We start from the raw sequence: 26962 nt of genomic DNA on the forward strand, positions 1-26962 counted from the left end.
CGGCACCGCCCGCCATGAGCCAGCCCATCGTCACCCGCTTCTCCGTGTATCCGGTCGCCGGCCGCGACTCGATGCTCCTCAACCTCTCCGGGGCGCACGCCCCTTACTTCACCCGCAACGTCGTCGTACTGGAGGACTCCGAGGGCCGCACGGGCCTGGGCGAGGTGCCCGGCGGGGAGAAGATCACCCGCACCCTGCGCGACGCCGAATCCCTCGTCGTCGGCGCCCGCTTGGGCGACCACAACAACGTCCTGCGCGCGATCGGGGCGAGGTTCGCCGACCGTGACGCGGGCGGGCGCGGCGCGCAGACCTTCGACCTGCGGACCACGGTGCACGCGGTCACCGCCGTCGAGTCCGCCCTCCTCGACCTGCTCGGGCAGCACCTGGAGGTCCCCGTCGCGGGCCTCCTGGGCGACGGCAAGCAGCGCGACGCCGTACGGGTGCTCGGCTACCTCTTCTACGTCGGCGACCCGGACCGCACCGACCTGGACTACATCCGCGCCCCCGACGCACCCGTCGACTGGTACCGCGTCCGGCACGAGCAGGCGCTCACCCCCGAGGCGATCGTCCGCCAGGCCGAGGCCACCTACGACCACTACGGATTCCGCGACTTCAAGCTCAAGGGCGGCGTCCTGCCCGGCCCGGAGGAGGTCAAGGCCGTACGGGCGCTCAAGGACCGCTTCCCCGAGGCGCGGATCACCCTCGACCCCAACGGCGCCTGGTCCCTGCGCGAGGCCGTCGAACTGTGCCGCCCCCTCCTCGGCACCCTCGCCTACGCCGAGGACCCCTGCGGGGCGGAGGACGGCTACTCCGGCCGTGAGATCCTCGCGGAGTTCCGCCGGGCCACCGGCCTGCCCACGGCGACCAACATGATCGCCACGGACTGGCGCCAGCTGACCCACGCCCTGGCCCTGCAGTCGGTGTCCATCCCGCTGGCCGACCCGCACTTCTGGACCATGCGGGGCTCGGTGCGCGTCGCCCAGCTCTGCAACGCGATGGGCCTGACCTGGGGCTGCCACTCCAACAACCACTTCGACATCTCCCTGGCGATGATGGCCCACTGCGGAGCCGCCGCGCCCGGCGAGTACAACGCCCTGGACACCCACTGGATCTGGCAGGAGGGCCTGGAGCGGCTCACCGTCGACCCGCCGAGGATCACCGGCGGCGAGGTCGCCGTACCGGACACGCCCGGCCTGGGCGTCGGCCTGGACAGGGACCGGCTCCTCGCGGCACACGAGCTGTACCGGGAGAAGGCCCTGTCCGGCCGGGACGACGCCGTCGGCATGCGGTACCTGATCGAGGGGTGGACCTTCGACGCCAAGCGGCCCTGCCTCGTGCGCTGAACCCGCCGACGCTCCGTCAGAGGGCGAAGACGCGGCGGGCGTTCCCGTGCAGGAACAGCTCCCGCGTCTCCTCGTCCAGCTTCAGGTCGTCCAGGTGCTCCAGGGCCCGACCCGGCGTGATCATGGGGTAGTTGGAGCCGAACAGCACCTTGTGCCGGCCCCGGCCGCGCAGATACTCCACCAGTTCCGGCGGATAGCGGCGGACGGTGTAGGCGCTGGTGTCGACGAAGACGTTCTCGTGCTTGTCGGCGACCGCGATCATCTCCGTGGTCCACGGATAGCCGATGTGCCCGCACACGATCGTCAGCTCGGGGAAGTCCAGCGCCACCTGGTCGACGTACGGGATGGGCCGCCCCGTCTCCGACGGCCGCAGCGGGCCGGTGTGCCCGACCTGGGTGCAGAACGGCACACCGAGGTCCACACAGGCCGCGTACAGCGGGTAGTACAGCCGGTCGGTGGGCGGCAGCCCCCACAGCCACGGGACGACGCGCAGCGCCACGAAGCCCAACTCCTCGACGGCACGCCGCAGTTCCCGCACCGTGGCCATGGGCCGGGCGAGATCGGCCCCCGCCACCCCGCGCAGCCGCCCGTCGGCCTGCGCGACGAAAGCGGCCACCTCGTCGTTGTCGATCAGCGGACCCTGCGGCCCGTACCAGGCGGCCGCGAGGCCCACCTCCACGTCGGCGTCCTCCAGCGCCGCCACCGTGACCTCGACGGGCAGCGGCTCGTCGGACCGCTCCATGCCGGTCCACCGGCGCAGCGACTCGAACATCTCGTGGTTGGCGTGGCGCGGCGTGGGGTGCTGCATCCAGGCGTCGATCACGGGCATGGACTACGGCCTCTCCGGAGGGGTCGGGATGGCGGGATGTCGGCATGTCGGCATTCACCTCCCACACTCTCCCGCGACCTATGGTGGACGCCATGTACTCGACGCGGGTCTCCCGGCATGTGAACGCCTCGCGCACGGCCGTCTACCGGGCGCTGCTGGACGCGGACGCGGTGCAACGGTGGCGGGTGCCGGACGGGATGACCGGGCACGTGCACGCGTTCGAGGGGCGTGAAGGCGGGGCGTTCCGGGTCTCGCTCACCTATGACCTGCCGACCGGCACCGGCAAGTCGGCCGCGCACACCGACACCTACCACGGCCGCTTCGTACGGCTCGTGCCGGACGAACTGGTGGTCGAGGAGGTCGAGTTCGAGACCGACGACCCCGCCCTGCGCGGCACGATGACGATGACCACCACCCTCACCGCCGCCGCCGACGGCGGCACGGACGTCGTGATCGCGCACGAGGGCATCCCCGACGCCGTCCCCGCCGCGGACAACGAGACCGGCACCCGCATGGCCCTGGCCAACCTGGCCCGCCTCGTCGAGGGGACGCCACCGGCGAACTGACCCCACACTCACGTGATCTTTGCCCGGGCCGGGCCGGCGTGGAGCGCGTGATGGACTTCTGCACCGAGGACGCGTACGTCCCGGAAGCTGAGCGCCGGCCGGCCCTAGCCGCGCGGCAGCACGGTCACGCGGTGGAAGTTGCAGTCGCCCCCTGCAGGTCGCCCGGGCCGGGCGGGCAGGGTCTGATGGGCCTTGAGTGCGGCGCTGACCAGGCTCATCAGCAGATCGACGTCCGTGTCGCAGTCGAGGTGCACGGTCACCCAGCCCGAGCCGGGGACCAGTCGGATCGCCGTCGACCCCTGGAGATCGTCGTGAAACCGCCCGATGGCCGCCACCGTCAGATGCAGGTCCACATCCCGGTCGGAGTGGAAGTGCACGATCTCGCTGTGGACGGAGCGCAGTGCCCGCCCTGCGCCGCAACTGGCCGGGCCCGAGGTGAGGTCGGGCCAGGCCTGCAGTTGTTCCATGGCGCGCTGGGCCAGTGTCATGTACCCATAGTCACCCGATCACCGCGCCGCAACCAGAGGTTGAGCAATTCGTAACCGGTGCGTGAGGTACCTCTCGGCCATCGTCACCTAGTCGGGAGGCGTCGGAGTGTCGTGCGTGCGGTACATCGCCTGAACGTCCAGCTCGAGCTGGACCGTGGGCCCGACCACCGCGATGCCGCGGGCCAGCATGGAGCGCCAGTTCAGGGTGAAGTCCTCCCGGTGCAGCTCCGCCCTGGCCAGCGCAGCGCACCGCAGCTCCGCGCCGTAGCCGCCGTTGACCGACCCCAGGTAGGTGGTGTCCAGCTCCACCGAGCGGCTCACGCCGTGCATGGTCAGCGAGCCGTGCAGGGTCCACTTGGCACCGCCCCGGTAGGCGAAGCGGGTGCTGGCGAAGTCGATGTACGGGTAGCGCTCGACGTCCAGGAAGTCGGCCGAACGCAGATGGTTGTCCCGGGTGTTGTTGCCCGTCGTGATGCTGGCCGCGTCGATACGCACCGACACCTGGGACGCGGCCATGTCGGGCGCCACCCGGATGCCGCCGGTGAACCGCTCGAAGCGGCCGTGCACATGGGCCATGCCGACGTGCTTCGCGATGAACCGGATCGCCGTGTGCGGCGGGTCGAACATCCAGGTGCCGGGCATCGGGAGCTCGAGCTGCCGGGCCGACGCCAGCTGCACCCGCACGGCGGGCTGCGGCGGACCGGCGACGACGTCCAGGGGCTCGCGGTGCGGGGTCAGGCCCTCGGCGGTGACCATGAGGCTGTAGTGGCCCGGGGGCAGCGCGGCGAAGAACAGGCCGTACGGGTCCGTCGTACCGGACGCCACGACCTCGTGCGAGTCCAGCGCGGTCACCGTCACCTCGGCGCCGCGCATCGGCAGCCCGACCGGATCGACGACCTCGCGCCCCACGACGCCCGCACCGGGAGGCACGGGGAACGGGACACCCGGCGCTCCTCGGGAGCGTCGACTCCTGAGCAGACCGAGGCGCATGCTGATCACCTTTCTTCCAGGCATGAGGGGATCCATGAGCGTGGGGGGCGAGTTCGGTTCGGGTCAGTGGGCGAGCGTGGCCGGCGGCGCGCCCTCGTACGCCGCCCGCAGCAGGGCGAGCACGCCGTCGACCGTGACCGGGCGGGGGTTGGCGTACGCCTGGCCCGCGGTCTGCGCGGCGGCCGTCGCCAGGTCGGCCTCGGCGAGGCCCAGTTCGGCCAGGGTGCGGGGCGCGCCGAGGCGTCCGGCCAGGTCCCACAGGGCCGTCGGGGCGTCGCTCGCGTCCAGGGCGCGGGCCATGGCGGCGGTCGCGTCCGGGGCTGCGGACGCGTTGTGGGCCAGGGCGTACGGCAGCACCACCGTGTGCGTCTCGGCGTGCGGCAACGAGAAGGTGCCGCCCAGGACATGGCACAGTTTGTGGTGCAGGCCCATCGTGGTGGCACCCAGACACGACCCGCACAGCCAGGCCCCGTACAGGGCACGCCCGCGGGCCTGCGTCGACTCCGGTTCGCCCGCCACCGCCGGGAGCGCCCCCGCCATCGCCCGTACGCCCTCCTCGGCCATCAGCGCGACCAGAGGCGAGGTGTCGGGGGCGTACAGGGCCTCGACGGCGTGCGCGACGGCGTTGATGCCGCTGGTCACGGAGAGCGGCACGGGCAGGGAGAGGGTGAGCTCGGGGTCGTAGACCACGCTGCGGGGCAGCACCTTCGCATCGCGGCCGGTGCGCTTGACGCCGTGCTCCGTCAGGCCCCACACCGGGGTCATCTCCGAGCCGGAGTACGTGGACGGCACGGCGACCAGCGGCAGCCCGGTGCGCAGCGCGACCGCCTTGCCCAGCCCGATCGACGAGCCGCCGCCCACGGCCACGCACCCGTCGGCGCCGGCCGCGCGAGCCGCCTGCACGGCCACGTCGGCGACCTCGGCCGGAACATGCATCCGGGCCCGGTCGTGCACCCCGACGCAGACCGGCCCGAGCGCGTCGGCGACCGCCCGCGCGGTCTGCGCACCCCGCGCCCCGCACACCACCAGCACCCGCCGCAGCCCCAGCCGCGCCACTTCCCCCGGCGTCGCGGACACCGCCGCCCCGGCCCGGAACACGACCCGCACGGGCCGGCTCTCGTAGGAGAAGTCGAGGGCGTCCGTCACGACGGCTCCAGCACGAGGTCGAAGCGGGCGTGCCGGAAGGGGTTCGGCACGCCGTGCTCCCGTGCCGCCGACGGGTCGTCGACCGGCGCGAAGTCGGTGACCAGGCCCGGCTTGACGGCGAACACCGCGTCCGAGCCCAGGTAGTCGCTCCCCGCCACGAAGATGTGCGTGGTCACCGGGGTGTGCCCGGCGGCCGTGGCGATGAAGTGGATGTGCGCGGGCCGGTAGGGATGCCGTCCGGTGGCCCGCAGCAGCCCGCCGACCGGGCCGTCCGTCGGGATCGGATACGGGCTCGGCACGCATGTCCGGAACCAGAACCGTCCCTCGCCGTCCGCGGTGAACAGGCCGCGCCCGTTGCCCGGGGGCTGCACGTCCGGCCGCTGCACGTCGTAGAAGCCGTTGCCGTCGGCCTGCCACACGTCGACGACCGCGCCGGGCAGCGGGTCGCCGTCCCGGGACCGCACCCGCCCGCTCACCACGCACGGCTCGCCGCCGCCCACCAGGTCGATGTTCGCGCCGAGCTCGCGCACCGGCGACTTCGTCATGTGGAACGGGCCGAGGACGGTCGACTCGGTGGTGCCGGGGCCGTGGCGGTCGTTGATCGTCTCCACCAGCATCGACAGGCCGAGCACGTCCGACAGCAGGATGAACTCCTGCCGGGTGTCCGTGCACATCCGCCCGGTCGCGGTCAGGAACCCGATCGCCCGCTCCCACTCCTCCTGCGTCAGCCGTGTCTCTCGCGCGAAGGCGTGCAGATGCCGCACCAGCCCGGTGAGCAGCTCCCGCAGCCGCGGATCGGCCGTGTCCCGCAGGCTGGCGACGACCTCGTCGGTGACCGTCGGCTCGCCGGTCATGTCGGCTCCTTCCCGTCCTGCTGCCCGCTCATCTCAACCGTGCCCGAGAATCCGCCGCAGTGCGTCCGTGAGCAGCCGTTCGGCGTCCTCGGACCCGCCCGCGTGCCGGAAGGCCACATACCCGTCGGGGCGTACGAGGAGCACGCCGGCGTCGGAGATCTCGCTGAGCCGCGCCCAGTCGCCGTACGGGTCCTCGTACTCCTGGCCCGGTCCGACCACCACCGTCGCGATGTCGAGGGGCTGTGCCTCGGCGGCCCGCAGCCACGCCTCGCCGCCGATGCCGGTGAGCAGCGTGAAGCGGCCCTTGCCGACGGTGTCGAGGGTGGACAGGGTGCGGGTGCCGCGGGTGAGCCAGGCGTGCGGGAGCTTGGCGCCGGGGCGGGAGCTGGGCTGGTGGTACAGCTCGGGGTCGCGGGTGAAACCGGGATCCGGCGTGCCGTCGGGGACGACCGCGGCGGAGGTGTAGCGCTGGTTGAGGTCGACGCCGTGCGCGTTGAACTCGTACACCTTGAAGGCGATCGCCTCGCGCAGCGCGGCCCGCTGCTTGGCGGCGGCCTCGGTGGCGTCCTTGCGGGCGGCGATGTTGGCCCAGAGCTGCTCGGGCGTCTGCGGGGAGAGCCCGTCGAGCGCCTCGAATATGGGGGCGGTCTCGGCGATGGACTTGTTGGCGCGGGTCACGATCTGCTTGCCGACCGGAGCCCGCTCGGCGTCGTAGGTGTCGAGGAGCTTCGGCGAGGCGACGCCGTCCAGGACGAGCTTCAGCTTCCAGGCCAGGTTGTGGGAGTCCTGGATGGAGGTGTTGGAGCCGAGCCCGTTGGACGGCGGGTGGCGGTGCACGGCGTCACCGGCGCAGAACACCCGCCCGTTGGCATACGTCTCGGCGTACATCTCGTTCACCGTCCACGCCGACGACGACTTGATGGTCACCGGTATCTCGTCGTCGCCGACCAACTGCCGTACGACGGACAGGGCGTACTCCTCGGTGAGGTCGGGGGCGCCCGCCGTCACGTCGTAGCCCCACACGATCAGCCACTCGTTCCAGGGCCGCACACAGCGCACCAGGCCCGCGCCGATGCCGCCGACCGTGGCGCCCGGCGCGAGTACCCAGTAGAGGGTGGAAGGGCGGTGCGCGGTGTACCTGCTCAGGTCCGCGTCGAAGACGATGTTGACGCTGCCCGCGACGCCCATCTGGCCGCCCATCGGCAGCCCGGCGTCCTCGGCGACCTGGGAACGGCCGCCGTCGGCGCCGATCAGGTACTTGGCGCGGATGGTGTAGGCATCGCCGCGCAGCCGGTCCTCGACGGTGACCGTGACGCCGCCCGCGTCCTGTTCGAAGGACCGGTAGACCGTGCTGAACCGGAAGTCGGTGCCGCGCGCGATCGCCGCGTCCACCAGCACAGGCTCCATCAGGTGCTGCGGCATGTCGCACATGCGGGTCGGACTGGCCAGTTCGTGCGCGGCCTGCACGAGCGGGTCGTTGCCCCAGGAGCGGACCCGGCCCAGCTCCTCGCCGGCCAGGCTGGTGCAGAAGGTCGTGTCGCCCATCAGATGCTGCGGCGTCGCCTTGGCGATGACGTCCTGCTCGACGCCCAGATCGCGCAGCACTTCCATGGTGCGCTGGTTGGTGATGTGCGCGCGGGGCGTGTCGGCGAGGCTGGCGTACCGGGTGACGACCATGTTGCGCACGCCGTAGGTGCTCAGGGCGAGCGCGGCCGACGCGCCCGCCGGGCCGCTGCCCACGATCAGTACATCGGTCTCGACGGTGTGCACGACAGAACGCTCCAGGAATGAGACAGGGATGACAGCAGACCTCGACTTCCAAGATCATGGAGCGGAGCGGCCCGCCGTGGGTGTCTCAATACGAGACAGCTCCATACGAGACAGCCCGATACGAGACAACCCGCCGTCGCCCCGCGCGCGAGACCACCGATACGGTGGAGGACGCCATGAGCACCGCCGAACAGCTTCCTGCCCTCGCCCCGCTCCGTCATGCCCGCGAAAGGTTCCTGACGGGGCGTCCCCTCCCGGACGGTGTACCGGAGGACGTGGTCGCCGCCTGGCGGCGCGCCCGGTTCTTCGGTGTACGGCCCGATCTCGACGGTCCGGTACGGGAGTCGGCCCACCCGGCCGACTCGCCCCTGCTGGAGGCGGCGCGCCCCGTGCTCGCCCGTATCGCCCCGGCCCTCGACGCCGGGCGCTCGGCGCTCGTGCTCACCGACGAGCGGCTCCAGGTGCTGTGGTCCACCGGCAGCGCCCCCGGCGACGACACCTGCCGCGACCTGTCCGAGCGGGAGGTCGGCCACAACAGCGCCGCGCTCGCCCTGCGCACCCGGCGCCGCGCCGAGGTCCACGGCCCCGAGCACTTCCTCGACGTCTGGCAGGACGTCTCCGCGGTCAGCGTGCCCCTGCTCTGCCCGGAGACGGAGCAGGTGCTCGGCACGGTGACCGTGGCCGCCGGCCTGGGCGCGGGCTGCCGGCCGCATCCGGGCGCCGCCCTCGCCGAGGCGGCCGCCGCGGCGGTGGAGGCGGAACTGCGGGCACGCGCGCGTACCGCGGAACGGGCCTTGCTCGACGCCTACGAGCGCGCCGCACGGGGACGCGCACGGGCGGTCGTCGCTCTGGACGGCCGTAACCGCCTGATCAGCGAGGCCGCGGCACGCCTCGCCTCGCCACAGGTACTGGAGGCGCTGGAGCGCGGCGCCCGGGCGTGGGGGAGGGGCACCCGTGCGTCGTACGACATCCCGCTTCCCGAGGACGCCGGGTGCACCGTCGAGATCACCCCGGTACGGCACGAGGGCCGCGCCCTCGGCCTGGTCGCCGTGCTCGCGCCCCGTCCCGACGAGCCGGTGGCGGCGCCGCCGCGCCCGGCGGGTGCCCTGGCCGGCGGCTCGGTGCCGTGGCGGCACGCGGTCGCGCGGGCGACGGCGCTGTTCCGTACGGCCGGTCCCGTGCTGGTGACGGGCGAGCGGGGCACGGGCAAGACCGCCCTCGCCCTCGAACTGCTCGACGGCACCGCCCCGCTGGTCCTGGACGCCGCGGAGTCACCCGACCTCGGCCTCAAGGCCGGAGAGCGCGGCGAGACGGGGGCCGAAGGCCGGGCGCGGGCCGGCGACCGCCCCCTGCTGCTGCGGCACGCCGAACGGCTGGCCCAGCCGGACGTAGCCGCCCTCAACTCCCTCCTCGACGAGCACCCGGACGCCCGCCTGGTCGCCACCTACACGCCAGGAACCTCACCGGGCCCCTGCCTCCAGCGTCTCCTCGACACCCTCGCGGCCCGTTCGGTGACCGTGCCCGCGCTGCGGGAACGCCCCGAGGACATCCGGGAGTTGCTCCCCGCCCTCACGCCCCGGCCCGCTCCCGGCAGCCCGCCGCTGACCTGGACGCTGGACGCGCTGCGGGCGCTGGAGCAGCATCCCTGGCCCGGCAACGTCACCGAACTCGCCCACCTCATACGGGCGCTGGCGAGCCAGCGGCGGGTCTTCGGGCCGGTGCGGCGCGGTGAACTGCCCGATCCCGTCCGGGAAGGACCCGCGGGACGGAGCCTCAGCCCGATGGAGCTGGCCGAACGCGCCGCGATCCTGGAGGCGTTGCGCCGCCACGGCGGCAACAAGGCGCGCGCCGCGGCGGCGTTGGGGATCGGCCGCGCCACCCTCTACCGCAAGCTGCGGGAGTACCAGGGGCGCGACGCCCTCACTGGGCCGAGGCCCTGACCTCGGAGGTCGTCAGCGTGCCCCGGTCCAGTTGTGCGCCACATCGACGACGACGCGATCGGTCGCGACCCACACCCGGAACGGCAGCCGCGCGCGGACACCGAGCCCGATCTGTGTGTCGCCCTCGAAGCTGCCGACGAACCGGGCGTCCCGGAACGTGCGGTACCCCGTGAGATCGACGCCCGTCAGACGCTGACCGGCCGTCGCGGGATAGGTCGGCTTTCCGGTGGCGGGGTCGTACGCGGGGGCGGCCACGCGTACCTCGATGACGGCTCCGCCGCCGACGGAGATCGGCCGGCCCGAGCCGTCCTGGTACAGGCGGCTGACGTAGCGGACGGAATAGCCGAGTCCGCTGGTGCCCGCGCCGGGGACGTCGACGACCATGCGGTCGAAGCAGGCGTGCCGGCCGGCCCTGATGTTCGTGACCGACTTCGTCGTCGCGCCGGAGCGGGTCTCGGCCGTGCTGCCCCAGCCGGTGGGGCAGGCCGTGGTCTGGGTGGTGGCGGTGGTCGTGGTGGCCTCGGCCGGGACCACCGCCACACCCAAGGTGGCGACCATGAGTGCGGTGGTCGCCGCCCATGTGCTTGTGTTTCGTCCCATTGTGTCCCCCGGGAGGTGATGTGCCTGATATTAGGGGAGACTCCCGCCTTGGTCGAATGGTTGCACTGTCGCGGAACTTCGCAATCCGGACCGACGGCGATCGGCTGCTCGCCCGGGAACCCTGGGCGGACCTGGGACGTTCCACGAAGGACGGCCGTTGCGCACGGCGGTCGCGGGCGGATCGAGGGGGCGATGTGACGCGGTTGACGGTCGTAGGGGGCGGAATCGCCGGCACGGGCGCGGCTCTGGCCCTGCACAAGGCCGGATTCGACGTCGCCGTGTACGAGGCGCATCCCGACTCCGCCGCGGACATCGGCGCGTTCCTCACGCTGGCGAGCAACGGCATGCGCGCCCTGGCGGAGGTGGACGCCTCGGCGGCGGTCACCGCCATCGGCTTCCCGCTGACCGCGATGCGCGTCCTGGACGACACCGCGCCGAAACGGCGCGAGTGCCGCTCGGCGAGGCCGGTACGCCGCGGCTGCGGTACCGGTGCGTGCGGCGCGGCGACCTCAACTCCGCCCTGCAGGCCGAGGTCACCCGCAGAGGCATCGACATCCGGCACGGCATGCGCCTCGTCGCGGTCGAGGACAGCGCTGACGGCGTCACCGCCCACTTCGCCGACGGCACCACGGCCACCGGCGACCTGCTCATCGGCGCCGACGGCCTGAACTCCACCGTCCGCCGGCTCACCGCCCCCGACACGCGGCCGGTCTACGCCGGACAGCACGTCCTCTACGGCTACACGCGCGACGCCCCCGAGGCGGGCCCGGCCGAGACCATCACCATGGTGCGCGGCAGCTCGGTCTCCTTCGGGTACGCGATGTCGCCCGAGGGAGAGGCCCACTGGTTCGCGCGCGTCGCCGACGAGCCCCTGGCCGAGGCCGACATCGAACACGGCACCCCGGCCCGCTGGCGCGAGCTGCTGCTGCCGCGACTCCGCAAGGACGCCACCCCCGCCGCGGACCTCGTCGAGGCCACCGCCGACGACCTCATGGTCACCAACGCCACCGAACTCCCCACCGGGACGCCCTGGCTCTCCGGCCGCACCCTGGTCATCGGCGACGCGGCCCACGCGGCGTCCCCCGCCACCGGGCAGGGCGCGTCGATGGCGCTGGAGGACGCCGTCGTCCTCGCCAAGTCCCTGCGGGACGCCCCGGACACCGACGCCGCGCTCTCCCTGTACGAGACACTGCGCCGCCCCCGCGTGGAGAACAACATCACCGTCAGCGGCAACATCTCCCGTGGCACCCACACCCCGTCGGGCCCCGGAGCCCGACCCGCCGGGGCGAACCGGCGGGGCGACGAGGAGCTCATACGGCAGCTCGCCTGGAGCACCGACCTCCGGCCGCCCGCCTCGTAGCGCGACGCCCCGAATCGATGGTGCTGCCAACCGGCGCAACCCTGACGTGCGCAGGCCCCTCATAGAGGTCGAACCACCCCGGGTTCGCGGAGAGGAGGGCGTGTTGGCCCGTCAGTTGTCCCGTCGACAGTTCGTGGTCTACTCACTCGCGGCGACCACCCTCACCGTCGCGGCACCGCTCGGCTGCGACGGCTCCACCGCCGAGGGCGCCGAGGAAGGCGCGGACGGTGCACGCCGCGCCTCCGACGTCCTGGTCACCGGCACCGACGGCGAGATGCTGGTGCTGGAGGTCACCCCGGCCAACAAGGTCGTCGTACGGCTGCCGCGCGTCGAGGTCGGCCAGGGCGTCACCACCGCCGTCGCGATGATGATCGCCGAGGAGCTGGACGCCCGGCTCGCCGACGTCGCGATCCCGCTCGCGGACGCCCGCAGCGAGGGCAACCAGTTCACCGGCGGCTCCAACTCGGTCAGTTCGCTGTACGGACCTGCCCGCCAACTGGCCGCCACCGCCCGCGCCAAGCTGGTGACCGCGGCCGCCCGCCGCTGGCACGTCCCCGCGCGCACCCTGCGCACCCGGGGCACCCGCGTCTACGGCCCCGACGGCCGCTCGGCCACCTTCGGATCGCTCACCAGAAGCGCCGCCCGGATCACCAGACCCGCCGTGTCGACCGCGCCCAAACCGGCGTCGAAGCACCGGGTGATCGGACGGCCCACGACCCGCATCGACGCCCACGACATCGTCACCGGCAAGGCCAGGTACACCGGCGACCTCACGGCGGCCGGAGCGAAGCCGACGGTGGTGGCCCGGCCGCCGACGCTGGGCGGCAAGGTCGTCTCGGTCGACTCCGCGGCCGCCCGCGCCATGCCCGGGGTCCACGCGGTCGTGCGGTTCGACGGCGGGGTCGCCGTGGTGGCGGAGACCTTCCACCACGCCTTCCAGGCCCGCGACGCCCTGCGCGTCACGTGGGCGCCGGGGCCGCTGGCGAACCTCTCCGACGCCCAGATCCGCTCCCGGCTGCGCGCCGCCGTACCGAAGCTGGGGACACCGCCGCGCGGATCGGCGCAGACCGAGGCCGAGTTCGAGTTCGCCTTCGTCAGCCACGCCCCGATGGAGGTCCTCACCGCCGTGGCGGACGTGACGGCGGGGCGGGCCGAGATCTGGTTCTCCTCCCAGACCCCGCAGTCGGCCAGGGAGGACATCGCCGCGGCGGTCGGAGTGCCGGTGTCGAAGGTGCGGGTCCATGTGATCCGCGGCGGCGGCTCGTTCGGGCGGCGACTGACCTACGACGCCGCGATCGAGGCCGCCGTCATCTCCAAGAAGGCGCGCCGGCCGGTGAAGCTGATGTGGAGCCGGTCCGACGACATCCGGCACGGCAGAATGCGCCCGGCCACCCACCACCGCATCCGGGCCAGCCACGCCCGGGGCCGCGTGGTGGCCTTCGCCCACGCCATGGCCTCGGTCAACGAGTCCTCCGGGGAGCGGGGCCTGTCCACCCAGGGCGGCTCGCGCGCCCCCGCGGCCGCCCCGCTCCCCAGCGACAGCGGCCTGTACAACTTCGGCCGCCTCTCCGGCGACTCGGGCTCCGTCGAACTGGCGATCCCGCTCGGCGCCTGGCGCTCGGTGGACTCCGGCACGGTGCGCACCGCCGAGGAGATCGTCGTGGACGAGATCGCCCGCAGCCTCGGCGAGGACCCGGTCGCCTTCCGCCGTACGACCCTGCGCGGCAGGACCGTCAAGGCCGCACTGGAGAAGGTCGCGACCGCCGGGAAGTGGGGCCGGACCATGCCGCCGGGCCACGCACAGGGCGTCGCCGTCCACGAGGAGTACGGCTCCTGCGTGGCCTGCCTCGTCGAGATCGACGCCGGCGACCCGAAGAACCCCCGGGTGACGAAGGTGGTGATGGCGGCCGATGTCGGAACGGCCGTCAACCCGCGCGGCCTGGAGGCCCAGCTCATGGGCACCGCCGTCGACGGCATCTCCACCGTGCTACGGGCCGGCCTGCACATCGACAAGGGAGCCGTCCGCGAGAGCAGCTTCGCCGACTTCCACTACGCCCGCCAGCGGCACGCCCCGCTGCGCTTCGAGGCGCACATCATGCCCTCCCGGCGCGACCCCGGCGGCGCCGGCGAACTCGGCGTCCCGGCCGCGTCCGCAGCCGTCGCCAACGCCTACGCCCGCGCGACCGGCACCAAGCCGCGCCGCTTCCCCCTGAACTTCTGAGCCACCCGAAGAGAAGGTCCCCCATGCCCTCCTACACCTTCACCCTCAACGGGAAGCGGGTCACCGTCGAGGCCCCCGCCGACATGCCCCTCCTGTGGGTACTGCGCGACCTGCTGCACGTCACCGGCCCCAAGTACGGCTGCGGTGTGGGCGCCTGCCGCGCCTGCACCAGCCACCTCGACGGCGACGAGATCCAGCCCTGCGTCGTCCCCGTCGCCGACTGCGCCGACCGTGAGGTCACCACCATCGAGGGCCTGGCCGACGGCGACCGGCTGCACCCCGTGCAACGGGCCTGGCTCGACTGCGACGTAGCCCAGTGCGGCTTCTGCCAGCCAGGCCAGATCATGGCCACGGCCGCCCTGCTGAAGAAGACGCCCCGGCCGACGGACGCCGACATCGACCGCATCGAGAACGTCTGCCGCTGCGGCACCTACTCCCGGATCCGCGAGGCGATCAAGAAGGCCGCCGCCAACGGCTGACCGCGGCCGGCGCGAAATCCCGGTGCCCCAGCGAGTCCGGAACGTTCGCCGCCGCCGGCCACAACAGGCCGCGCTGCCACCGAAAAAGGTTCGCGGCCGCGGAAGGCGCCCGTACCCTGAGGCCGTGCACAACAGCTTTGAGGGCCCGGGCGCCATGGCGGCGCGGTTCACCGGGCGTCCGGTGACCGGTGAACGTCGGCTCTCCGGCACGCTCGCCGAAGTCACCCTCGACGACGGCCGGGTGGTGATGGTCAAGCGCGGCGACGGCGACCGCGCCGCGCAGGCCGAGGCGGCCGGACTGCGCTGGCTGGCCGAGGCCGGCACCGTCCGTGTCCCGGACGTGCACGGCCACGACGGGCAGTGGCTGGTCACCGACCGCGTGACGACCGGCCGGCCCGGCGCGGCGGCGGCCCACCGCTTCGGCCGCGACCTCGCCGCCCTGCACGCCACCGGCGCCCCCGCGTTCGGCGCCGCGCCGCCCGGCGGCCCGCAGGACGCCTACATCGGACTCGCCCCGATGCGCAACGTCACCGGCCCCGACTGGCCCCGCTGGTACGCCGAGCACCGGGTGCTGCCGTATCTGCGCCGCGCGGTCGACGACGGCACGCTGCGCGGCACCGAGGCGCCCGTGATCGAGCGGGCCTGCGAGCGGTTCCCCGAACTGGCCGGTCCCGCCGAGCCGCCGGCCCGGCTGCACGGCGACCTGTGGAACGGCAACGTCCTGTGGGGCGCCGACGGGCACGCCTGGCTGATCGACCCGGCCGCACACGGCGGGCACCGCGAGACCGACCTGGCGATGCTCCACCTCTTCGGCTGCCCCCACCTGGACCGGATCCTGGAGGGCTACCAGGAGGCCGCGCCCCTCGCCGCCGGCTGGACCGACCGCATCGGCCTCCACCAACTGTTCCCGCTCCTGGTGCACGCGGTCCTCTTCGGCCGCGGCTACGCCGAACAGGCCCTCGCCACGGCCCGGGCGCTACCGCGCACTCGATGACGCCCGGACCGTACGCGACGCGCTGTCCGGCGCGCGGTACACCACCGAAGTGCCCCTCGGTCCTTGGGATGTGAAGGTCCTTCAGGGCCGGTGACTCACTCGGCGGCACGCACCGGGCGTCCGGTGAACGCGTCCAGCAGGATCCGGTCGCCGAGCGGGCGTTCCAGCGTGACCTTCACCTTCTTGGAACGCAGGTCCGTCGTGCAGATACCGCCCCTCGCCCCGACCCGGTAGCCGGACAGCACCACGCTGCCGTCCGTCTCCAGCACGTCCACGCCGGGACCGTCGTCGCATGACCCGTGGTGGGCCAGCACGGTGACGGACCGGCCGTCGGCGGCGACCTCGACCAGCCTGTTCAGCTCCCACAGCCCGCCGCTGAGGTGGTCGGCCGGTCCGATGGGCGGCTCGGGGTGCTTCGGGGAGCTGAGGGCGACCCGCTTGAGCGGGGTGTCGTAGCCCTCCAGGGTGAACAGCCAGGCCGGGACGGTCGCCGGGCCGCGGCTGGTGGCCAGCGTCGTCTCGCCCAGCTTCGCCCCGGTCACCGTGAGGCGCGGCGCGGGCGAGTCGGCGCGGTCCAGCCTCTTGTACGTCTCCCGAGCCCCCGCGAGCGGCAGCGTGAGCGAGTCGCCGTTCGGCCATGTCACCTTCGCGTCCTTCGCGGATGTCTCGGGCAGCTCGCCGCGCAGCACGAAGTTCCGCATGAGGTAAGCCTCCTTGTCGACATCGTTGTGGAAGGCGTCGTCGGGCAGTTGCACCAGGTCCGCCATCGGGAAGTAGCCCTTGCGCCAGATCTCGGCTGCCGGTGAACCGTCCCAGGCCTTGGCGACCTCGCGGGCGCGGGGCTCGGTGTCGGGCGCCGGGTCGGACCGGTCCTCGCTCGCGGCGCCGGTGCCGCATCCGGCGGCGAGCAGCCCGAGTGCGGCGAGCAACCGGACGGTGCGTGAAGCGGTCGTACGCATGGTTCTGGACATGGGATCCCCCCGAGCGGACGGCGAAGAGCCGGACAGGGCGGTGCAGGCGCGCCCGACACTGTGACGGACGAAGGGTGCGGCGCGTTCGGTCGGATCAAGGCCGCGGCCGCCGGGGGATCACTCGCCCCGCCCTGGTGACGCCGAGCCGTCGCTAGATGACGGCGTCGGCGCGCAGGGCCTCGATCTCCTCGCCGCTGTGGCCGAGTTCGGTCAGGATCGCCTCGGTGTGCTCGCCCACCGCGGGCACCGGGTCCATGCGCGCGGGCAGGCCCGCGAGGTCGGCCGGGGGCAGCAGCGCCTGCGCCGTCGCCCCGCCGGGTACCGCCACCTCGCGCCAGCGTCCGCGGTCGGCCAGGACCGGGTGGTCCAGGAACGCGGCGACGTCGTTGACCCCGGCGCAGGCGATGTTGATCGCCTCCAGGTCCTTGAGGATCTCCTCGGCGGCGGAGCGGGCGCAGCGCTCGGCGACGACGGCGTTCAGCTCGTCGCGGTGGGCCACCCGCGCGGAGCTCGTGGCGAAGCGCGGGTCGTCGGTCAGTTCGGGCCGGCGCAGGAACTCCGCGCACAGCACGGCCCACTCACGCTCGTTCTGGATGGAGAACAGCACCTCTTTGCCGTCGGCGGCCGGGTAGGCGCCGTACGGGGCGAGGGTGGGGTGCTGGGTGCCCAGGCGCGCCGGCTGGGTGCCGCCGTAGCGGGTGTAGTAGGCGGGCTGGCCCATCCACTCCGCCAGCGCCTCGAACAGGGACACCTCCACCGGGTGGACCGTGCCCGTGGTGGCGCGCGTGTACAGGGCGGTGAGGACGCCGCTGTACGCGTACATCCCGGCGGCGATGTCGGCCACCGAGATGCCGACGCGCGCGGTCTCCTCGGCGGTGCCGGTCAGCGACACCAGCCCCGTCTGGCACTGCACCAGCAGGTCGTACGACTTCCGGTCGGCCCACGGCCCGGACGTGCCGTACCCGGAGATCGTGCACGGGATCAGCCGCGGCCATCGCTCGCCGAGCGCCTCGACGCCCAGGCCGAGACGGTCGGCGGCGCCCGGCGCCAGGTTCTGCACGAACACGTCGGCGGTGTCGAGGAGCCGGTGCAGGACCGCCAGACCCCGGGGGGCCTTCAGATCCAGCGTGAGGGATTCCTTCGACCGGTTGAGCCAGACGAAATAGCTGGACTGTCCGTGCACCGTCGTGTCGTACCGGCGGGCGAAGTCCCCGTCCCCCGGCCGCTCGACCTTGATCACCCGCGCCCCGAGGTCGGCGAGCTGCCGGGTGGCGTACGGGGCGGCCACGGCCTGCTCGACGCTGACGACGGTGATGCCGGACAGCGGGAGGTGAGGGGCGTTCACAGCGGCGCCCGAAGTGTTTCGACGGCGTGGACCAGTGGGGCCAGTTCGGGGTTTTTCGCGGCTTCGTCGAGGGCTTCGCGCAGTGCGGACTCGTTGGTGGGGCGTGCCTGTTCCAGGAGTTTGAGGCCGGTTTCGGTGACGTCGGTGTAGATGCCGCGGCGGTCGGTGGGGCAGAGGTAGCGGGAGAGCAGGCCGCGGTCCTCGAGTCGGGTGACGAGGCGGGTGGTGGCGCTCTGGCTGAGGACGACGGCGTCGGCGACCTGTTTCATCTGGAGGTGGCCGCCTTCGCCGTTGTGCTGGCGGCTGAGGACGTCGAGCAGGGAGTACTCGCGCACGCTCAGGTCGTGCCGGGACTGCAGGGCGCGCTCGATGTGCGTCTCGATCCTGCCGTGCAGCAGGGAGAGGGCGCACCAGCCCTGGGCGAGGGCGGTCAGCGCGGGGTCCGTGGCGGTCATGGCGCCTGTGTCCTCCGTCCGGATATGAATATCCCTCAGGATAGGCCATGCGTGAAATTTCCGGCGATTGCGTGTAGAGCGCGCCTGCAAGTACTGCCAGGGGGCTCCGTGGCGGCCCGCGCCGCTACGTCCGCGTCAGTCGCCGCATGGTCAGCGCCAGGCCCAGCCTGAACCGGCCCTGCGGGGTGCGCAGTGGCCAGCCCAGCAGGTGTTCGGCGTGCGTCAGCCGCTCCTGGAGCGTGGAGTGGTGGACGGTGATCTCGGCCGCCGCCGCCCGCAGGCTCACCGTCGAGGCGACGGCGTGCAGCGTGGCGAGCAGCCAGGGTGCGGCCGCCGCGGCCGACTCCAGCGCCTGTACGTCGGGCGGCGGCTCGGCGCCCGGTGCGACGAGCCCGGCGAGCAGGGCGATGCCGCCCAGCTCGTCGGCGTGGACGACGCCGGGGCCGGGGTCCTGTGCGGTGCCCTCGGCCGTGAACCGGAGGGCGACGCGGGCCTCGGACCAGGAGCGCGGCAGGTCGAGCACGGCGACGGCGGGCCCCACGCCCACGCGGCCGACGGGCGGCTCGGCGTCCAGGTGGGCGGGCACGATGCGGGGGCGCCCGTCCAGCGGGGCGAGGACACGGGCCGGCGCGGCGAGGTCGAGGCCCAGCCCGCGCGCCGCGTGCAGCCGCGCCGCCTCCGGAGCGGTGCCGTCGAGGACGGTCTCGACGAGGGCCGGATCATCGGCCGGGGCCCGTCCGCGCGTCCGGTCCAGCACGAGCCGTATGACACCGGCGGCCCGCTCCAGGATCACCGCGTCCACGACACTCGGCTCCGCCTGCCCGTCCCGCTCCAGCCACAGCGCGGGCGCACCGTCCGGCGTCAGCGGGGCCGACGGCCAGGCGGGGTCCGGCGGCAGATCGCTCTCCCGGCGCGTCCCGTCGGTCTCGACCCGCACATGGACCCGCCGGTCCGCGTCCATCAGCCGTGCCGGCACCCCGGCCAGCACGGCGGCGCCGCGCACCAGCGCCTCCAGCCCGGCGCGGGACTCGGCGAGCCGATCGAAGTAGGCGATGACCCGAACGGCGGCCCCGGCATCCGGATCGAGCGCGGTCAGGCGCCCGGCCAGCTCTTTCATAGGCCAATGGTGCGGCATGCGGTCAAGTGCCGGGACCTGCGGCCGGCCTTGAGGGGTGCGGGATCGTATGGAGGTGGGGCTCCGTCGTGTGGGTGCGTGCCACGCGGTGTCACGGCTCAGCGGCCGCCGCGACCAGGCCGGCTTTTTCATGGGCCAATGGTGCGGCATGCGGTTGAGTGCCGGGGCCTTCGGTCGGCCTCGTGGGGCGCGGGGCTGTATGGGGGTGCGGCTCCGTCGCGTGGGCGCGCGTCACGCGGTGTCACTGGCTCAGCAGCCGCCGCAACCAGGCCAGCTGCGCCGCTCGGCAGACCTGCGACAGTGCCGCCTGGGGCGCGAACCCGTCGAACCCGTGGAAGCCGCCGGGCCACACGTGCAGCTCGGCCACCCCACCCACCTGCCAGATCCGGGACGCATACGCGACCACCTCGTCACGGAACGTCTCCGCAGAACCGACGTCCAGGAAGGCGGGGGGCAGCCCCGACAGGTCCCCCGCACGCGCCGGCGCGGCATACGCCGGCACGTCGGGCCTGCCCCAACGCTCACCGAGCAGCGCCGTCCAGCCGGTCTCGTTCGCCGTGCGGTCCCACACACCGAGCCCCGCCATCTGGTGGCTGGACGGGGTGTCGTTGCGATCATCCAGCATCGGGCACAACAGCACCTGGCCGATCAGCTCCGGACCGCCGCGATCCCGGGTGAGCAGCGCCAACGCCGCGGACAGCCCGCCACCCGCGCTCGCCCCGGCGACGACGATCCGCTGCGGGTCGCCGCCGAACTCACCCGCGTGCTTCGCCGTCCACTCCAGGCCGGCGTACACGTCCTCGATCTGCGCCGGGTAAGGGTGCTCGGGCGCGAGCCGGTACTCCACCGACACCACGACCGCGTCCAGCTCCTTCGCCCAGGCCAGGGCGACGTCGACGCCCACGCGGTTGTTGCCGAGGATCAGGCCGCCGCCGTGGACGTGGTAGATCACGGGCCGCGACTCCGCGCCCGCCGGGGCGGCCGGCCGGCAGATCAGCAGGGAGATCTCGGGCGCTCCCTCGGGGCCCGGCACCGCACGGTCCTCGACCTCGAAGAACCCGTCCACCGTCAGATCCAGATCCGCCAGCATCTGGATCCCCGCACCCTGGCGGACGTCGGCTATCTCGTCCATCGTCAGGCCGGGCGAAATCACGTCCTTGATGAGCTCCAGCGCGGCGGCGAGCTCGGGGTCGAACGGGGGCGGGGCCTGGGTCATGGCGTCTCCTCACACAGGGGCACGAGTGTGCCCGGCGGCTCTGCGGCCAGCATCGGCGCACCGGCCCCCGGCGTAGCGCCGCCGTTCGGCGGAACCTCCCCGCCGTCCGGCGGGTGGCACTCCCGTGACCTGGAGCTTGCCAGGAGATGACCCGTTGTTCACCTGCCGTGGGTGGAGGAAGTCTCCTGGTGGCGACAACCCTGACAAGGCGGGCGACAAGCGCGCACAGGGCCACGACGGTCAGCAGCCAGATGGCGAGGGAAACGTTCACGGGTGCTACTCCTGGGCGGGCACGTGGACGGTCGTCTGGGTCGTCCTGGCCTGTCTCTTCGGCCTCGGCCTGCTCTACTACGGCGGCGCCCGCCCCACGGGCGAGTTCTTCGCCGGGTACATCACCGAGAAGTCGCTGAGCGTCGACAACCTCTTCGTCTTCGTCCTGATCATGGGGAAGTTCGCGGTCCCGTCCCAGTACCAGCAGCGCGTCCTCATGGTCGGCGTGATCATGGCCCTGGTACTGCGCGCGGCCTTCATCGCGGCCGGCGCGGCGATCATCTCCACGTTCTCGTGGGTGTTCTACCTCTTCGGCGCCTTCCTGATCTGGACCGCCTGGAAGCTCGTCCAGGACGCCCGCAAGGAGGAGCACGAGGAGGAGTACCAGGAGAACAAGCTGCTGAAGATGGTGGAGCGGCGTTTCGGCGTGGCCGACCGCTACCACGGCACCAAGCTGTGGATCGGGCAGAACGGCAAGCGGGTCATGACCCCGATGCTGGTCGTGATGCTGGCGATCGGCTCCACGGACGTGCTGTTCGCCCTGGACTCCATCCCCGCCATCTACGGGCTCACTCAGGACCCGTACATCGTGTTCACGGCCAACGCCTTCGCGCTGATGGGCCTCAGGCAGCTGTACTTCCTCATCGGCGGTCTGCTGAAGAAGCTGGTCCACCTCAGCTACGGCCTGTCGATCATCCTCGGCTTCATCGGCGTGAAACTGGTGCTGCACGCGCTGCACGAGTCCGGGGTCCACGTCCCCGAGATCAGCATCCCCTTCTCCCTGAGCTTCATCGTGCTCGTCCTTGCGGTGACGACGGTGACCAGTCTGCGGGCCTCGAAGCGGCAGGAGCTCGCCGAGGCCGAGCGCGCGTCAGCAGATGGCGGATGAGCGCCACCGCCGTGAGCACCGCCACCAGCACGCACACCCCGGCCCACCCGAAACGGCCGTGGGCACGGGCGCCCAGCCAGGAGCCGGCCGTGCCGCCCAGGTAGGCGCAGGTCATGTACGCGGTGTTGAGGCGGCTGCGGACATCGGCGCCCAGATCGTAGATCCGCACCTGGTTGGCCACCATGCCGGACTGCATGCCGACGTCCAGCAGCAGCGTGCCGACGACCAGCGCGGTCAGCCCCGGCGCGCCGCCCACACCGCCGAACCCCAGCACCACCGCCGACGCGCCGACCACGAGGAAGCACACCAGGTTGACCAGGTCCGCGCCACGGCGGTCCACCAGCCGCCCCGCGACCGGCGTGCACAGCATCGTCCCCGCGTTGACCAGGGCCAGCAGCCCGGCGGCCGTGGCGTCCATGCCGTACACCGGGCCCGTGAGCAGCAGCGCCACGCCGGTCCACACCGCGGAGAAGGCGCCGAACACCGTCGCCTGGTACAGGCACGAGCGACGCAGCTCCGGCTCGGTGCGCAGCAGCCGCAGGGGTGCGGCGAGCAGCGCCGGGTAGGTCGCCGTAGTAGCCGGGGGCGCCGTCGGCAGCAGCCGGGCCAGCAGGGCCGCGACCGCGAGGGACACCGCGGCGGCGACGACGTACGGCGCCCGCCAGCCCAGCCAGTCGCCGAGGGCGCCGCCGAACGCGCGGGACAGCAGCATGCCGGCGAGGGCGCCGCTGAGCAGGGTGCCGCTGACCACGCCGCGCCGCTCGGCGGGCACCAGACCGGCCGCCAGGGGGCCCGCGAGCGGGGCGAGCACCGTGGCCGCGCCGACGAGGGTGCTCGCGGCGACCAGCGGCAGCAGCGCCTGTGCCGTGCTCGCGGCGAGCAGGCCGAGGCCGGTCAGCGTGAGCAGGGCGACGAGCAGCCGGCGCGGCCGCAGCCGGTCGCCGAGCGGGACCAGCAGGAAGATGCCGGCCGCGTAGCCGAACTGGGTCGCCGTCACCACCGCGGCGGCCGAGTCGGGGGACACGCCGAGGCCGGAGGCCACCAACGGGCCGACCGCCTGCGGGAAGTAGACATTGCCCACGGTGACCCCGCACGCGAAGGCGAGCAGCGCGATCGCGGAGGTAGTCTGCCGGGGATGGTGATCCGTCATACGCCGAAGTCCACGGCGGCGACGGGCGGTTGCCAAAGGATGTAGCGGGAGGCTAAATGATCAGCTTCCTGCTCGACGTCGACGACCTCGCGGACACCCGGTTCGCGATCTCGCCGTTGCGTGAGGCCATGGGCAGCCTGCGGGCCCTGCGCGCCCCCGCCCTCTACCCCCTGCACACCCCATGGCGCCGCTCGGTCCTCGACCGTCTCGACCCCGCCGACGGCCCGCTGCTGCGCGCCCTGGTGGGACCGACCCTGGCCCTGCCCGACTTCCTCACCCCGCGCCCGACGACCTTCGCGCCCACGCTGGAGGACCAGCTCGCCGTCGTACGGGCGACGCCTCCGGATCTCGTACGACGCGACCTGCGCGCGGCCCATGCCCCGCACCCCCTCCCGGACGCCCTGCGGCAGATCACCGCACCCGGCGACGCCCCCGTGGCCGAGCTGCTGGAGGAGCTGTCCGACCTCCTGCGGCGGTACTGGGAGTCGGCCATCGGGCCGGACTGGCCCCGGATGCGGCTGGTGCTGGAGGCCGACATCACCCACCGCGCCCGCCAACTCGCCATGGGCGGGGCCCAGCTCCTCTTCTCCGACCTGCACCGCAATGTGCGCTGGCGCGACGGCGTCCTGCGCGTCGAGCAGATGATCGGCTGGCACGAGGTGGACGGATCCGGGCGCGGGCTGCGCCTAGTACCGTCCCTGTTCGCGCACAAACCCGCGCCCCCGGTCAGCGCCGCCGAACCCCCGATGCTCGCCTATCCCGGCAGGGGCGCGGCCACCCTGTGGGAACCGCGCCCCGAGCCCGGCGCCTCCGCCCTCACCGCGCTGCTCGGCGCGCCTCGCACCACGCTCCTGCGGCTGCTCGCCGAACCGCTGCCCACGGTCGAGCTCGCCCGCCGCCTCGGCGTGACGCCCAGCGCGGTCTCCCAGCATCTGAAGGTGCTGCACGCGACCGGACTGGTCACCCGGGCCCGCGACGGACGGCGCGTGCTGTACCGGCGCACCGAACTCGGCGACCGGCTGGCCGACGGGGCTTGACTTCGAGAGCACTCGAGGTTCTAGCGTCACTCGTGACGGGGGCAAGGCCCGGGTGAACGGAGACAGGACATGCGCGTCGGCGTGCACATCAACCGCTTCGACCATCCCGGAGGAGGCCCCGCGCTCGGCAGTGAACTCGCCGCCGCGGGCACCGCCGCCGAGGAAGCCGGCGTGAGCTGGCTGTCGGTCATGGACCACTACTTCCAGATGGAGTTCAACGACCGCGCCGAGGACCCCATGCTGGAGGCCTACACGACCCTCGGCTACCTCGCCGCCCACACCTCCACCCTCCGCCTGGGCGCCCTGGTGACCGGGGTGACCTACCGCCACCCCGGCCTGCTCGCCAAGATCGTCACCACCCTCGACCTGCTGTCCGGGGGGCGGGCCGCCCTCGGGATCGGCGCCGCCTGGTACGACCGGGAGCACCAGGGGCTCGGGGTTCCGTTCCCGCCGGTCGCCGAGCGCTTCGAGCGACTGGAGGAAACCCTGCGGATCTGCCTCCAGATGTGGGACCCGGAGGCCAACGGCCCCTTCGAGGGCAAGCACTACCGGCTGGCCGAGACCCTCTGCGTCCCGGCGCCGGTCAGCGCCCCGCACCCCGAGATCATGATCGGCGGGGGTGGCGAGAAGAAGACGCTGCGGCTGGTGGCCCGGTACGGCGACGCGTGCAACCTGTTCACCACCTCACCGGAGGAAGTCGGGCGCAAGCTCGACGTGCTGCGCGGCCACTGCGACACCGAGGGGCGCGACTACGACCGGATCCGCAAGACCGTCGTCTATTCGGGCGAGGCCGCCGCGACGGGCGACCTCGACGCCTTCACCCGGGAGATCGCCGGTTACGCCAAGCTCGGCATCGACACGGTGATCCTCGGTCCGCGCACCGGCGAACCGGCCGCGTTCATCGAGAACTTCGCGGCACCGGCCGTGCAGCGGCTCGCCGGGCTGGAGTGAGCCGGGGAGATCAACGGCAGGGCGACTTCTGCGCGCTGTCGGCCGGCCGGCTGCGGGAGACGACGCGCATGCCCCGGGCGTCCACGACGCGCATCTGCAGCGAACCGCAGGCGCACCGCGTCCACACCGTGCTGCCCGCCGCCGTGGAGTGGCGGGACACCACCTGGTAGGGCTCGGCGCCGTCGGGCCACCCGCAGTGCGGGCAGACGGTGCCGGTCGTGCTGGTCATGGCGACTCCTCGTGCTTCGGTGGCTGGTTCGGCCGTCGCGACACCACCAAGGGTGCGATGCGTCTTCGTACACGTCCAGGTTGACTTTGTGGACCTCACCTTGAAGCGTGGACTTCATGATTGACCTGCGCCGACTGCATGTACTGAGAGCCGTTGCGCACTACGGCACGGTCACCGCGGCCGCCCGCGCCCTGCACTTCACCCCGTCCGCCGCCTCCCAGCAGATCCGCCAACTGGCCCGCGACCTGGGCGTGGACCTGCTGGAGCCGCAGGGCCGCGGGGTACGGCTGACCCCGGCGGCCGAGAGCCTGCTCGCGCACGCCGACGCGATCCAGGCCCGCTGGGAGCTGGCCGAGCTCGATCTGCGGGCCGATCACGGCGCGCCCGCCGGGCCGCTGCGTGCCAGTGGCTTCCCGCTGGCCGTGTCGGTGCTGCTCGCGCCCATGGCGTCCCGGCTGCGGGAACGTCATCCGCGGCTCAGCGTCCGCATCCAGGAGGCCGAGGTGCCGGCCGGCTTCGACCTGCTCTTCGAGGGGGAGATCGACCTGGCGATCGTCGAGGCGACGATCTACAACCCGCCCCTGAGCGACGACCGCTTCGACCAACAGCCGCTCCTGGACGACCCGTTCGACCTCGTCGTCCCCGAGGACCACCCGCTCGCCGGGCGGGACGGTGTCGACCTCGCGGAGGCGGCGCACGAGGAGTGGATCGCGCCGGTGCCGGAGAGCCCCTGCCGTCCGCATGTGCTGTCGGCGTGCGGGGAGGCCGGGTTCACCCCGGACGTCGTGCATCACGCGATGGACTGGAACGTCATGGCCCACCTCGTCGCCCACCGCCTCGGCGTCGCGCTCATCCCCCGCCTCGCCCACCTCACCCCGCACCTGCCGATCACCCGGGTCCGTTGTACGGGCAACCCGCACCGCAAACTCCTGACCTGCACCCGGGGCGGCGGCCATGCCCGGCCGGCGGTGGCGGCGGCCCTGGCGGAGCTGCGGGATCTGGCGCCGACCGCGGTGGCCTGAGACGCGCGAGGGGGCCGGAGCGCTCGGCTCCGGCCCCCTCGCGGCTGCCTCCGGCGAGGTCAGGCGGCGACCGCCTCGCCCGCGTGTCCGTGGACGCGCGCGATGACCTCGGTGAGCTGGGCGGCGACCTCGGCGTCGTCGGCCGGGTGGGTCTCGGCGAAGCGGGTCACGGAGCCGGGGATGGACAGCTTGATGTCCTCCAGCACCTTGCCGCCGGCCACGCCGACGGACTTGCGGGCCTCGTCCTGCGCCCACACACCGCCGTACTGGCCGAAGGCGGTGCCGACCACGGCGACCGGCTTGCCCGAGATGGCTCCGGCGCCGTAGGGGCGGGACAGCCAGTCGATGGCGTTCTTCAGGACGGCCGGGATCGTGCCGTTGTACTCGGGCGTGAACAGCAGCAGCGCGTCGGCGCCGGCAGCGGCCTCGCGCAGCGTGGCGGCGGCGGCCGGGACGCCGCCCTCGACATCGACGTCCTCGTTGTAGAAGGGGATGTCGGCCAGGCCCTCGAAGAGCACGACCTCGGCGCCCTCGGGGGCGAGCTTGACGGCCGCCTCGGCCAGCTGACGGTTGTGCGAACCGGCGCGAAGGCTGCCGACGAGCGCGAGGATGCGAACAGACATGCGAACTCCAAAGGTGCTGAAACACTGCCGCGGATAATCCGGACCGAGGTCCGTTTAGATTTCTACCACCTAACCGGACCACGGTCCAG

At 73.0% G+C, this 26962-nt stretch carries 25 protein-coding genes and 1 pseudogene; 11 read left to right on the forward strand and 15 right to left on the reverse strand.

Going from position 1 to position 26962, the window contains the following annotated elements; genetic code table 11:
* Positions 1 to 14 precede the first annotated feature (14 nt).
* The gene (locus IM697_RS19720; protein ID WP_194049022.1) at positions 15 to 1343 is read left to right on the forward strand and encodes an enolase C-terminal domain-like protein; all 1329 of its coding nucleotides are present in this window, start codon (positions 15 to 17) and stop codon (positions 1341 to 1343) included.
* A gap of 16 nt (positions 1344 to 1359) precedes the next feature.
* Here the strand turns inward: IM697_RS19720 and IM697_RS19725 are convergent, their stop codons facing one another.
* Entirely contained in the window at positions 1360 to 2172 is an 813-nt protein-coding gene (locus tag IM697_RS19725) for an amidohydrolase family protein (protein ID WP_194049023.1), read from the reverse strand.
* A gap of 92 nt (positions 2173 to 2264) precedes the next feature.
* Here IM697_RS19725 and IM697_RS19730 point away from each other — a divergent pair, with 92 nt between their 5' ends.
* Positions 2265 to 2738 carry an SRPBCC domain-containing protein gene (locus tag IM697_RS19730; RefSeq protein WP_194049024.1) on the forward strand — a complete coding sequence of 158 codons (474 nt, stop codon included), beginning with the start codon at positions 2265 to 2267 and terminating at the stop codon, positions 2736 to 2738.
* A gap of 104 nt (positions 2739 to 2842) precedes the next feature.
* On the opposite strand, the gene IM697_RS19735 is transcribed toward IM697_RS19730, so the two are convergent.
* The 5 genes from IM697_RS19735 to IM697_RS19755 all read right to left on the reverse strand — a co-directional run bounded on the left by IM697_RS19735 (position 2843) and on the right by IM697_RS19755 (position 7986).
* The gene (locus IM697_RS19735; RefSeq protein ID WP_194049025.1) at positions 2843 to 3226 is read right to left on the reverse strand and encodes a luciferase domain-containing protein; all 384 of its coding nucleotides are present in this window, start codon (positions 3224 to 3226) and stop codon (positions 2843 to 2845) included.
* Between the two features lie 87 nt (positions 3227 to 3313).
* Complete coding sequence (locus IM697_RS19740) at positions 3314 to 4216, reverse strand: YceI family protein (protein WP_194049776.1); 903 nt, start codon at positions 4214 to 4216, stop codon at positions 3314 to 3316.
* A 63-nt stretch (positions 4217 to 4279) separates the two neighbouring features.
* Positions 4280 to 5362 (reverse strand): maleylacetate reductase, encoded by a 1083-nt coding sequence (locus IM697_RS19745; RefSeq protein WP_194049026.1) that lies wholly within the window; start codon positions 5360 to 5362, stop codon positions 4280 to 4282.
* Complete coding sequence (locus IM697_RS19750; protein WP_194049027.1) at positions 5359 to 6216, reverse strand: intradiol ring-cleavage dioxygenase; 858 nt, start codon at positions 6214 to 6216, stop codon at positions 5359 to 5361. Before IM697_RS19750 ends, IM697_RS19745 begins: the two co-directional genes overlap by 4 nt.
* A gap of 33 nt (positions 6217 to 6249) precedes the next feature.
* A complete protein-coding gene (locus tag IM697_RS19755; RefSeq protein WP_194049028.1) occupies positions 6250 to 7986 on the reverse strand; it encodes an FAD-dependent oxidoreductase in 1737 nt (578 codons plus the stop codon).
* Positions 7987 to 8162: 176 nt separating this feature from the next.
* On the opposite strand from IM697_RS19755, the gene IM697_RS19760 reads away from it, so the two are divergent.
* Positions 8163 to 9926: a helix-turn-helix domain-containing protein gene (locus IM697_RS19760; RefSeq protein ID WP_194049029.1), complete on the forward strand. Its 1764-nt coding sequence runs from the start codon at positions 8163 to 8165 to the stop codon at positions 9924 to 9926.
* Positions 9927 to 9938: 12 nt separating this feature from the next.
* Here IM697_RS19760 and IM697_RS19765 read toward each other — a convergent pair whose 3' ends face one another.
* Positions 9939 to 10526 carry an AMIN-like domain-containing (lipo)protein gene (locus tag IM697_RS19765; RefSeq protein WP_194049030.1) on the reverse strand — a complete coding sequence of 196 codons (588 nt, stop codon included), beginning with the start codon at positions 10524 to 10526 and terminating at the stop codon, positions 9939 to 9941.
* Between the two features lie 194 nt (positions 10527 to 10720).
* Between IM697_RS19765 and IM697_RS19770 the strand changes: the two are divergent.
* The 4 genes and pseudogenes from IM697_RS19770 to IM697_RS19785 all read left to right on the forward strand — a co-directional run bounded on the left by IM697_RS19770 (position 10721) and on the right by IM697_RS19785 (position 15580).
* Positions 10721 to 11886 (forward strand): annotated as a pseudogene (locus tag IM697_RS19770) (FAD-dependent oxidoreductase).
* 133 nt (positions 11887 to 12019) lie between these two features.
* Positions 12020 to 14107, forward strand: coding sequence for a xanthine dehydrogenase family protein molybdopterin-binding subunit (locus IM697_RS19775; RefSeq protein ID WP_194049777.1), 2088 nt, complete (start codon positions 12020 to 12022; stop codon positions 14105 to 14107).
* Between the two features lie 23 nt (positions 14108 to 14130).
* On the forward strand, positions 14131 to 14586 hold the full coding sequence (locus tag IM697_RS19780) for a (2Fe-2S)-binding protein (protein WP_194049031.1): 456 nt from the start codon (positions 14131 to 14133) through the stop codon (positions 14584 to 14586).
* A gap of 154 nt (positions 14587 to 14740) precedes the next feature.
* On the forward strand, positions 14741 to 15580 hold the full coding sequence (locus IM697_RS19785; RefSeq protein WP_194049778.1) for a fructosamine kinase family protein: 840 nt from the start codon (positions 14741 to 14743) through the stop codon (positions 15578 to 15580).
* Between the two features lie 95 nt (positions 15581 to 15675).
* On the opposite strand, the gene IM697_RS19790 is transcribed toward IM697_RS19785, so the two are convergent.
* The 5 genes from IM697_RS19790 to IM697_RS19810 all read right to left on the reverse strand — a co-directional run bounded on the left by IM697_RS19790 (position 15676) and on the right by IM697_RS19810 (position 20702).
* A complete protein-coding gene (locus tag IM697_RS19790) occupies positions 15676 to 16551 on the reverse strand; it encodes a hypothetical protein (RefSeq protein WP_228044772.1) in 876 nt (291 codons plus the stop codon).
* A 151-nt stretch (positions 16552 to 16702) separates the two neighbouring features.
* Positions 16703 to 17896, reverse strand: coding sequence for a CaiB/BaiF CoA transferase family protein (locus IM697_RS19795; protein ID WP_194049032.1), 1194 nt, complete (start codon positions 17894 to 17896; stop codon positions 16703 to 16705).
* Positions 17893 to 18351: a MarR family winged helix-turn-helix transcriptional regulator gene (locus IM697_RS19800; protein WP_194049033.1), complete on the reverse strand. Its 459-nt coding sequence runs from the start codon at positions 18349 to 18351 to the stop codon at positions 17893 to 17895. The genes IM697_RS19795 and IM697_RS19800 overlap by 4 nt, the downstream gene beginning before the upstream one ends.
* 124 nt (positions 18352 to 18475) lie before the next feature.
* Positions 18476 to 19468: a helix-turn-helix domain-containing protein gene (locus IM697_RS19805; protein ID WP_194049034.1), complete on the reverse strand. Its 993-nt coding sequence runs from the start codon at positions 19466 to 19468 to the stop codon at positions 18476 to 18478.
* 259 nt (positions 19469 to 19727) lie between these two features.
* Positions 19728 to 20702 (reverse strand): alpha/beta hydrolase, encoded by a 975-nt coding sequence (locus IM697_RS19810; protein ID WP_194049035.1) that lies wholly within the window; start codon positions 20700 to 20702, stop codon positions 19728 to 19730.
* Positions 20703 to 20856: 154 nt separating this feature from the next.
* Here IM697_RS19810 and IM697_RS19815 point away from each other — a divergent pair, with 154 nt between their 5' ends.
* Positions 20857 to 21861: a TerC family protein gene (locus IM697_RS19815; RefSeq protein ID WP_228044774.1), complete on the forward strand. Its 1005-nt coding sequence runs from the start codon at positions 20857 to 20859 to the stop codon at positions 21859 to 21861.
* Here IM697_RS19815 and IM697_RS19820 read toward each other — a convergent pair.
* Positions 21761 to 23011, reverse strand: a complete 1251-nt coding sequence (locus IM697_RS19820) for an MFS transporter (protein ID WP_194049036.1) — start codon at positions 23009 to 23011, stop codon at positions 21761 to 21763. The two genes, IM697_RS19815 and IM697_RS19820, sit on opposite strands and share 101 nt — an antisense overlap.
* A gap of 56 nt (positions 23012 to 23067) precedes the next feature.
* On the opposite strand from IM697_RS19820, the gene IM697_RS19825 reads away from it, so the two are divergent.
* The gene (locus tag IM697_RS19825; RefSeq protein WP_194049037.1) at positions 23068 to 24048 is read left to right on the forward strand and encodes an ArsR/SmtB family transcription factor; all 981 of its coding nucleotides are present in this window, start codon (positions 23068 to 23070) and stop codon (positions 24046 to 24048) included.
* Between the two features lie 69 nt (positions 24049 to 24117).
* The gene (locus IM697_RS19830; RefSeq protein ID WP_194049038.1) at positions 24118 to 24999 is read left to right on the forward strand and encodes an LLM class F420-dependent oxidoreductase; all 882 of its coding nucleotides are present in this window, start codon (positions 24118 to 24120) and stop codon (positions 24997 to 24999) included.
* A gap of 10 nt (positions 25000 to 25009) precedes the next feature.
* Here IM697_RS19830 and IM697_RS19835 read toward each other — a convergent pair whose 3' ends face one another.
* The gene (locus tag IM697_RS19835; RefSeq protein ID WP_194049039.1) at positions 25010 to 25228 is read right to left on the reverse strand and encodes a hypothetical protein; all 219 of its coding nucleotides are present in this window, start codon (positions 25226 to 25228) and stop codon (positions 25010 to 25012) included.
* Between the two features lie 116 nt (positions 25229 to 25344).
* Here IM697_RS19835 and IM697_RS19840 point away from each other — a divergent pair, with 116 nt between their 5' ends.
* Positions 25345 to 26250: a LysR family transcriptional regulator gene (locus IM697_RS19840; RefSeq protein WP_194049780.1), complete on the forward strand. Its 906-nt coding sequence runs from the start codon at positions 25345 to 25347 to the stop codon at positions 26248 to 26250.
* Positions 26251 to 26309: 59 nt separating this feature from the next.
* Here IM697_RS19840 and IM697_RS19845 read toward each other — a convergent pair whose 3' ends face one another.
* A complete protein-coding gene (locus tag IM697_RS19845; RefSeq protein ID WP_194049040.1) occupies positions 26310 to 26873 on the reverse strand; it encodes an NADPH-dependent FMN reductase in 564 nt (187 codons plus the stop codon).
* Positions 26874 to 26962 lie beyond the last annotated feature (89 nt).

Source organism: Streptomyces ferrugineus (assembly GCF_015160855.1).
Classification (GTDB): domain Bacteria; phylum Actinomycetota; class Actinomycetes; order Streptomycetales; family Streptomycetaceae; genus Streptomyces; species Streptomyces ferrugineus.

Excerpts from the sequence above, each read along its gene's own strand:
- IM697_RS19720 (WP_194049022.1), top strand. The coding sequence starts at position 15 with ATGAGCCAGCCCATCGTCACCCGCTTCTCCGTGTATCCGGTCGCCGGC.
- IM697_RS19725 (WP_194049023.1), bottom strand. The coding sequence starts at position 2,172 with ATGCCCGTGATCGACGCCTGGATGCAGCACCCCACGCCGCGCCACGCC.
- IM697_RS19730 (WP_194049024.1), top strand. The coding sequence starts at position 2,265 with ATGTACTCGACGCGGGTCTCCCGGCATGTGAACGCCTCGCGCACGGCC.
- IM697_RS19735 (WP_194049025.1), bottom strand. The coding sequence starts at position 3,226 with ATGACACTGGCCCAGCGCGCCATGGAACAACTGCAGGCCTGGCCCGAC.
- IM697_RS19740 (WP_194049776.1), bottom strand. The coding sequence starts at position 4,216 with ATGCGCCTCGGTCTGCTCAGGAGTCGACGCTCCCGAGGAGCGCCGGGT.
- IM697_RS19750 (WP_194049027.1), bottom strand. The coding sequence starts at position 6,216 with ATGACCGGCGAGCCGACGGTCACCGACGAGGTCGTCGCCAGCCTGCGG.
- IM697_RS19760 (WP_194049029.1), top strand. The coding sequence starts at position 8,163 with ATGAGCACCGCCGAACAGCTTCCTGCCCTCGCCCCGCTCCGTCATGCC.
- IM697_RS19765 (WP_194049030.1), bottom strand. The coding sequence starts at position 10,526 with ATGGGACGAAACACAAGCACATGGGCGGCGACCACCGCACTCATGGTC.
- IM697_RS19780 (WP_194049031.1), top strand. The coding sequence starts at position 14,131 with ATGCCCTCCTACACCTTCACCCTCAACGGGAAGCGGGTCACCGTCGAG.
- IM697_RS19785 (WP_194049778.1), top strand. The coding sequence starts at position 14,741 with ATGGCGGCGCGGTTCACCGGGCGTCCGGTGACCGGTGAACGTCGGCTC.
- IM697_RS19790 (WP_228044772.1), bottom strand. The coding sequence starts at position 16,551 with ATGTCCAGAACCATGCGTACGACCGCTTCACGCACCGTCCGGTTGCTC.
- IM697_RS19800 (WP_194049033.1), bottom strand. The coding sequence starts at position 18,351 with ATGACCGCCACGGACCCCGCGCTGACCGCCCTCGCCCAGGGCTGGTGC.
- IM697_RS19805 (WP_194049034.1), bottom strand. The coding sequence starts at position 19,468 with ATGAAAGAGCTGGCCGGGCGCCTGACCGCGCTCGATCCGGATGCCGGG.
- IM697_RS19810 (WP_194049035.1), bottom strand. The coding sequence starts at position 20,702 with ATGACCCAGGCCCCGCCCCCGTTCGACCCCGAGCTCGCCGCCGCGCTG.
- IM697_RS19820 (WP_194049036.1), bottom strand. The coding sequence starts at position 23,011 with ATGACGGATCACCATCCCCGGCAGACTACCTCCGCGATCGCGCTGCTC.
- IM697_RS19825 (WP_194049037.1), top strand. The coding sequence starts at position 23,068 with ATGATCAGCTTCCTGCTCGACGTCGACGACCTCGCGGACACCCGGTTC.
- IM697_RS19830 (WP_194049038.1), top strand. The coding sequence starts at position 24,118 with ATGCGCGTCGGCGTGCACATCAACCGCTTCGACCATCCCGGAGGAGGC.
- IM697_RS19835 (WP_194049039.1), bottom strand. The coding sequence starts at position 25,228 with ATGACCAGCACGACCGGCACCGTCTGCCCGCACTGCGGGTGGCCCGAC.
- IM697_RS19840 (WP_194049780.1), top strand. The coding sequence starts at position 25,345 with ATGATTGACCTGCGCCGACTGCATGTACTGAGAGCCGTTGCGCACTAC.
- IM697_RS19845 (WP_194049040.1), bottom strand. The coding sequence starts at position 26,873 with ATGTCTGTTCGCATCCTCGCGCTCGTCGGCAGCCTTCGCGCCGGTTCG.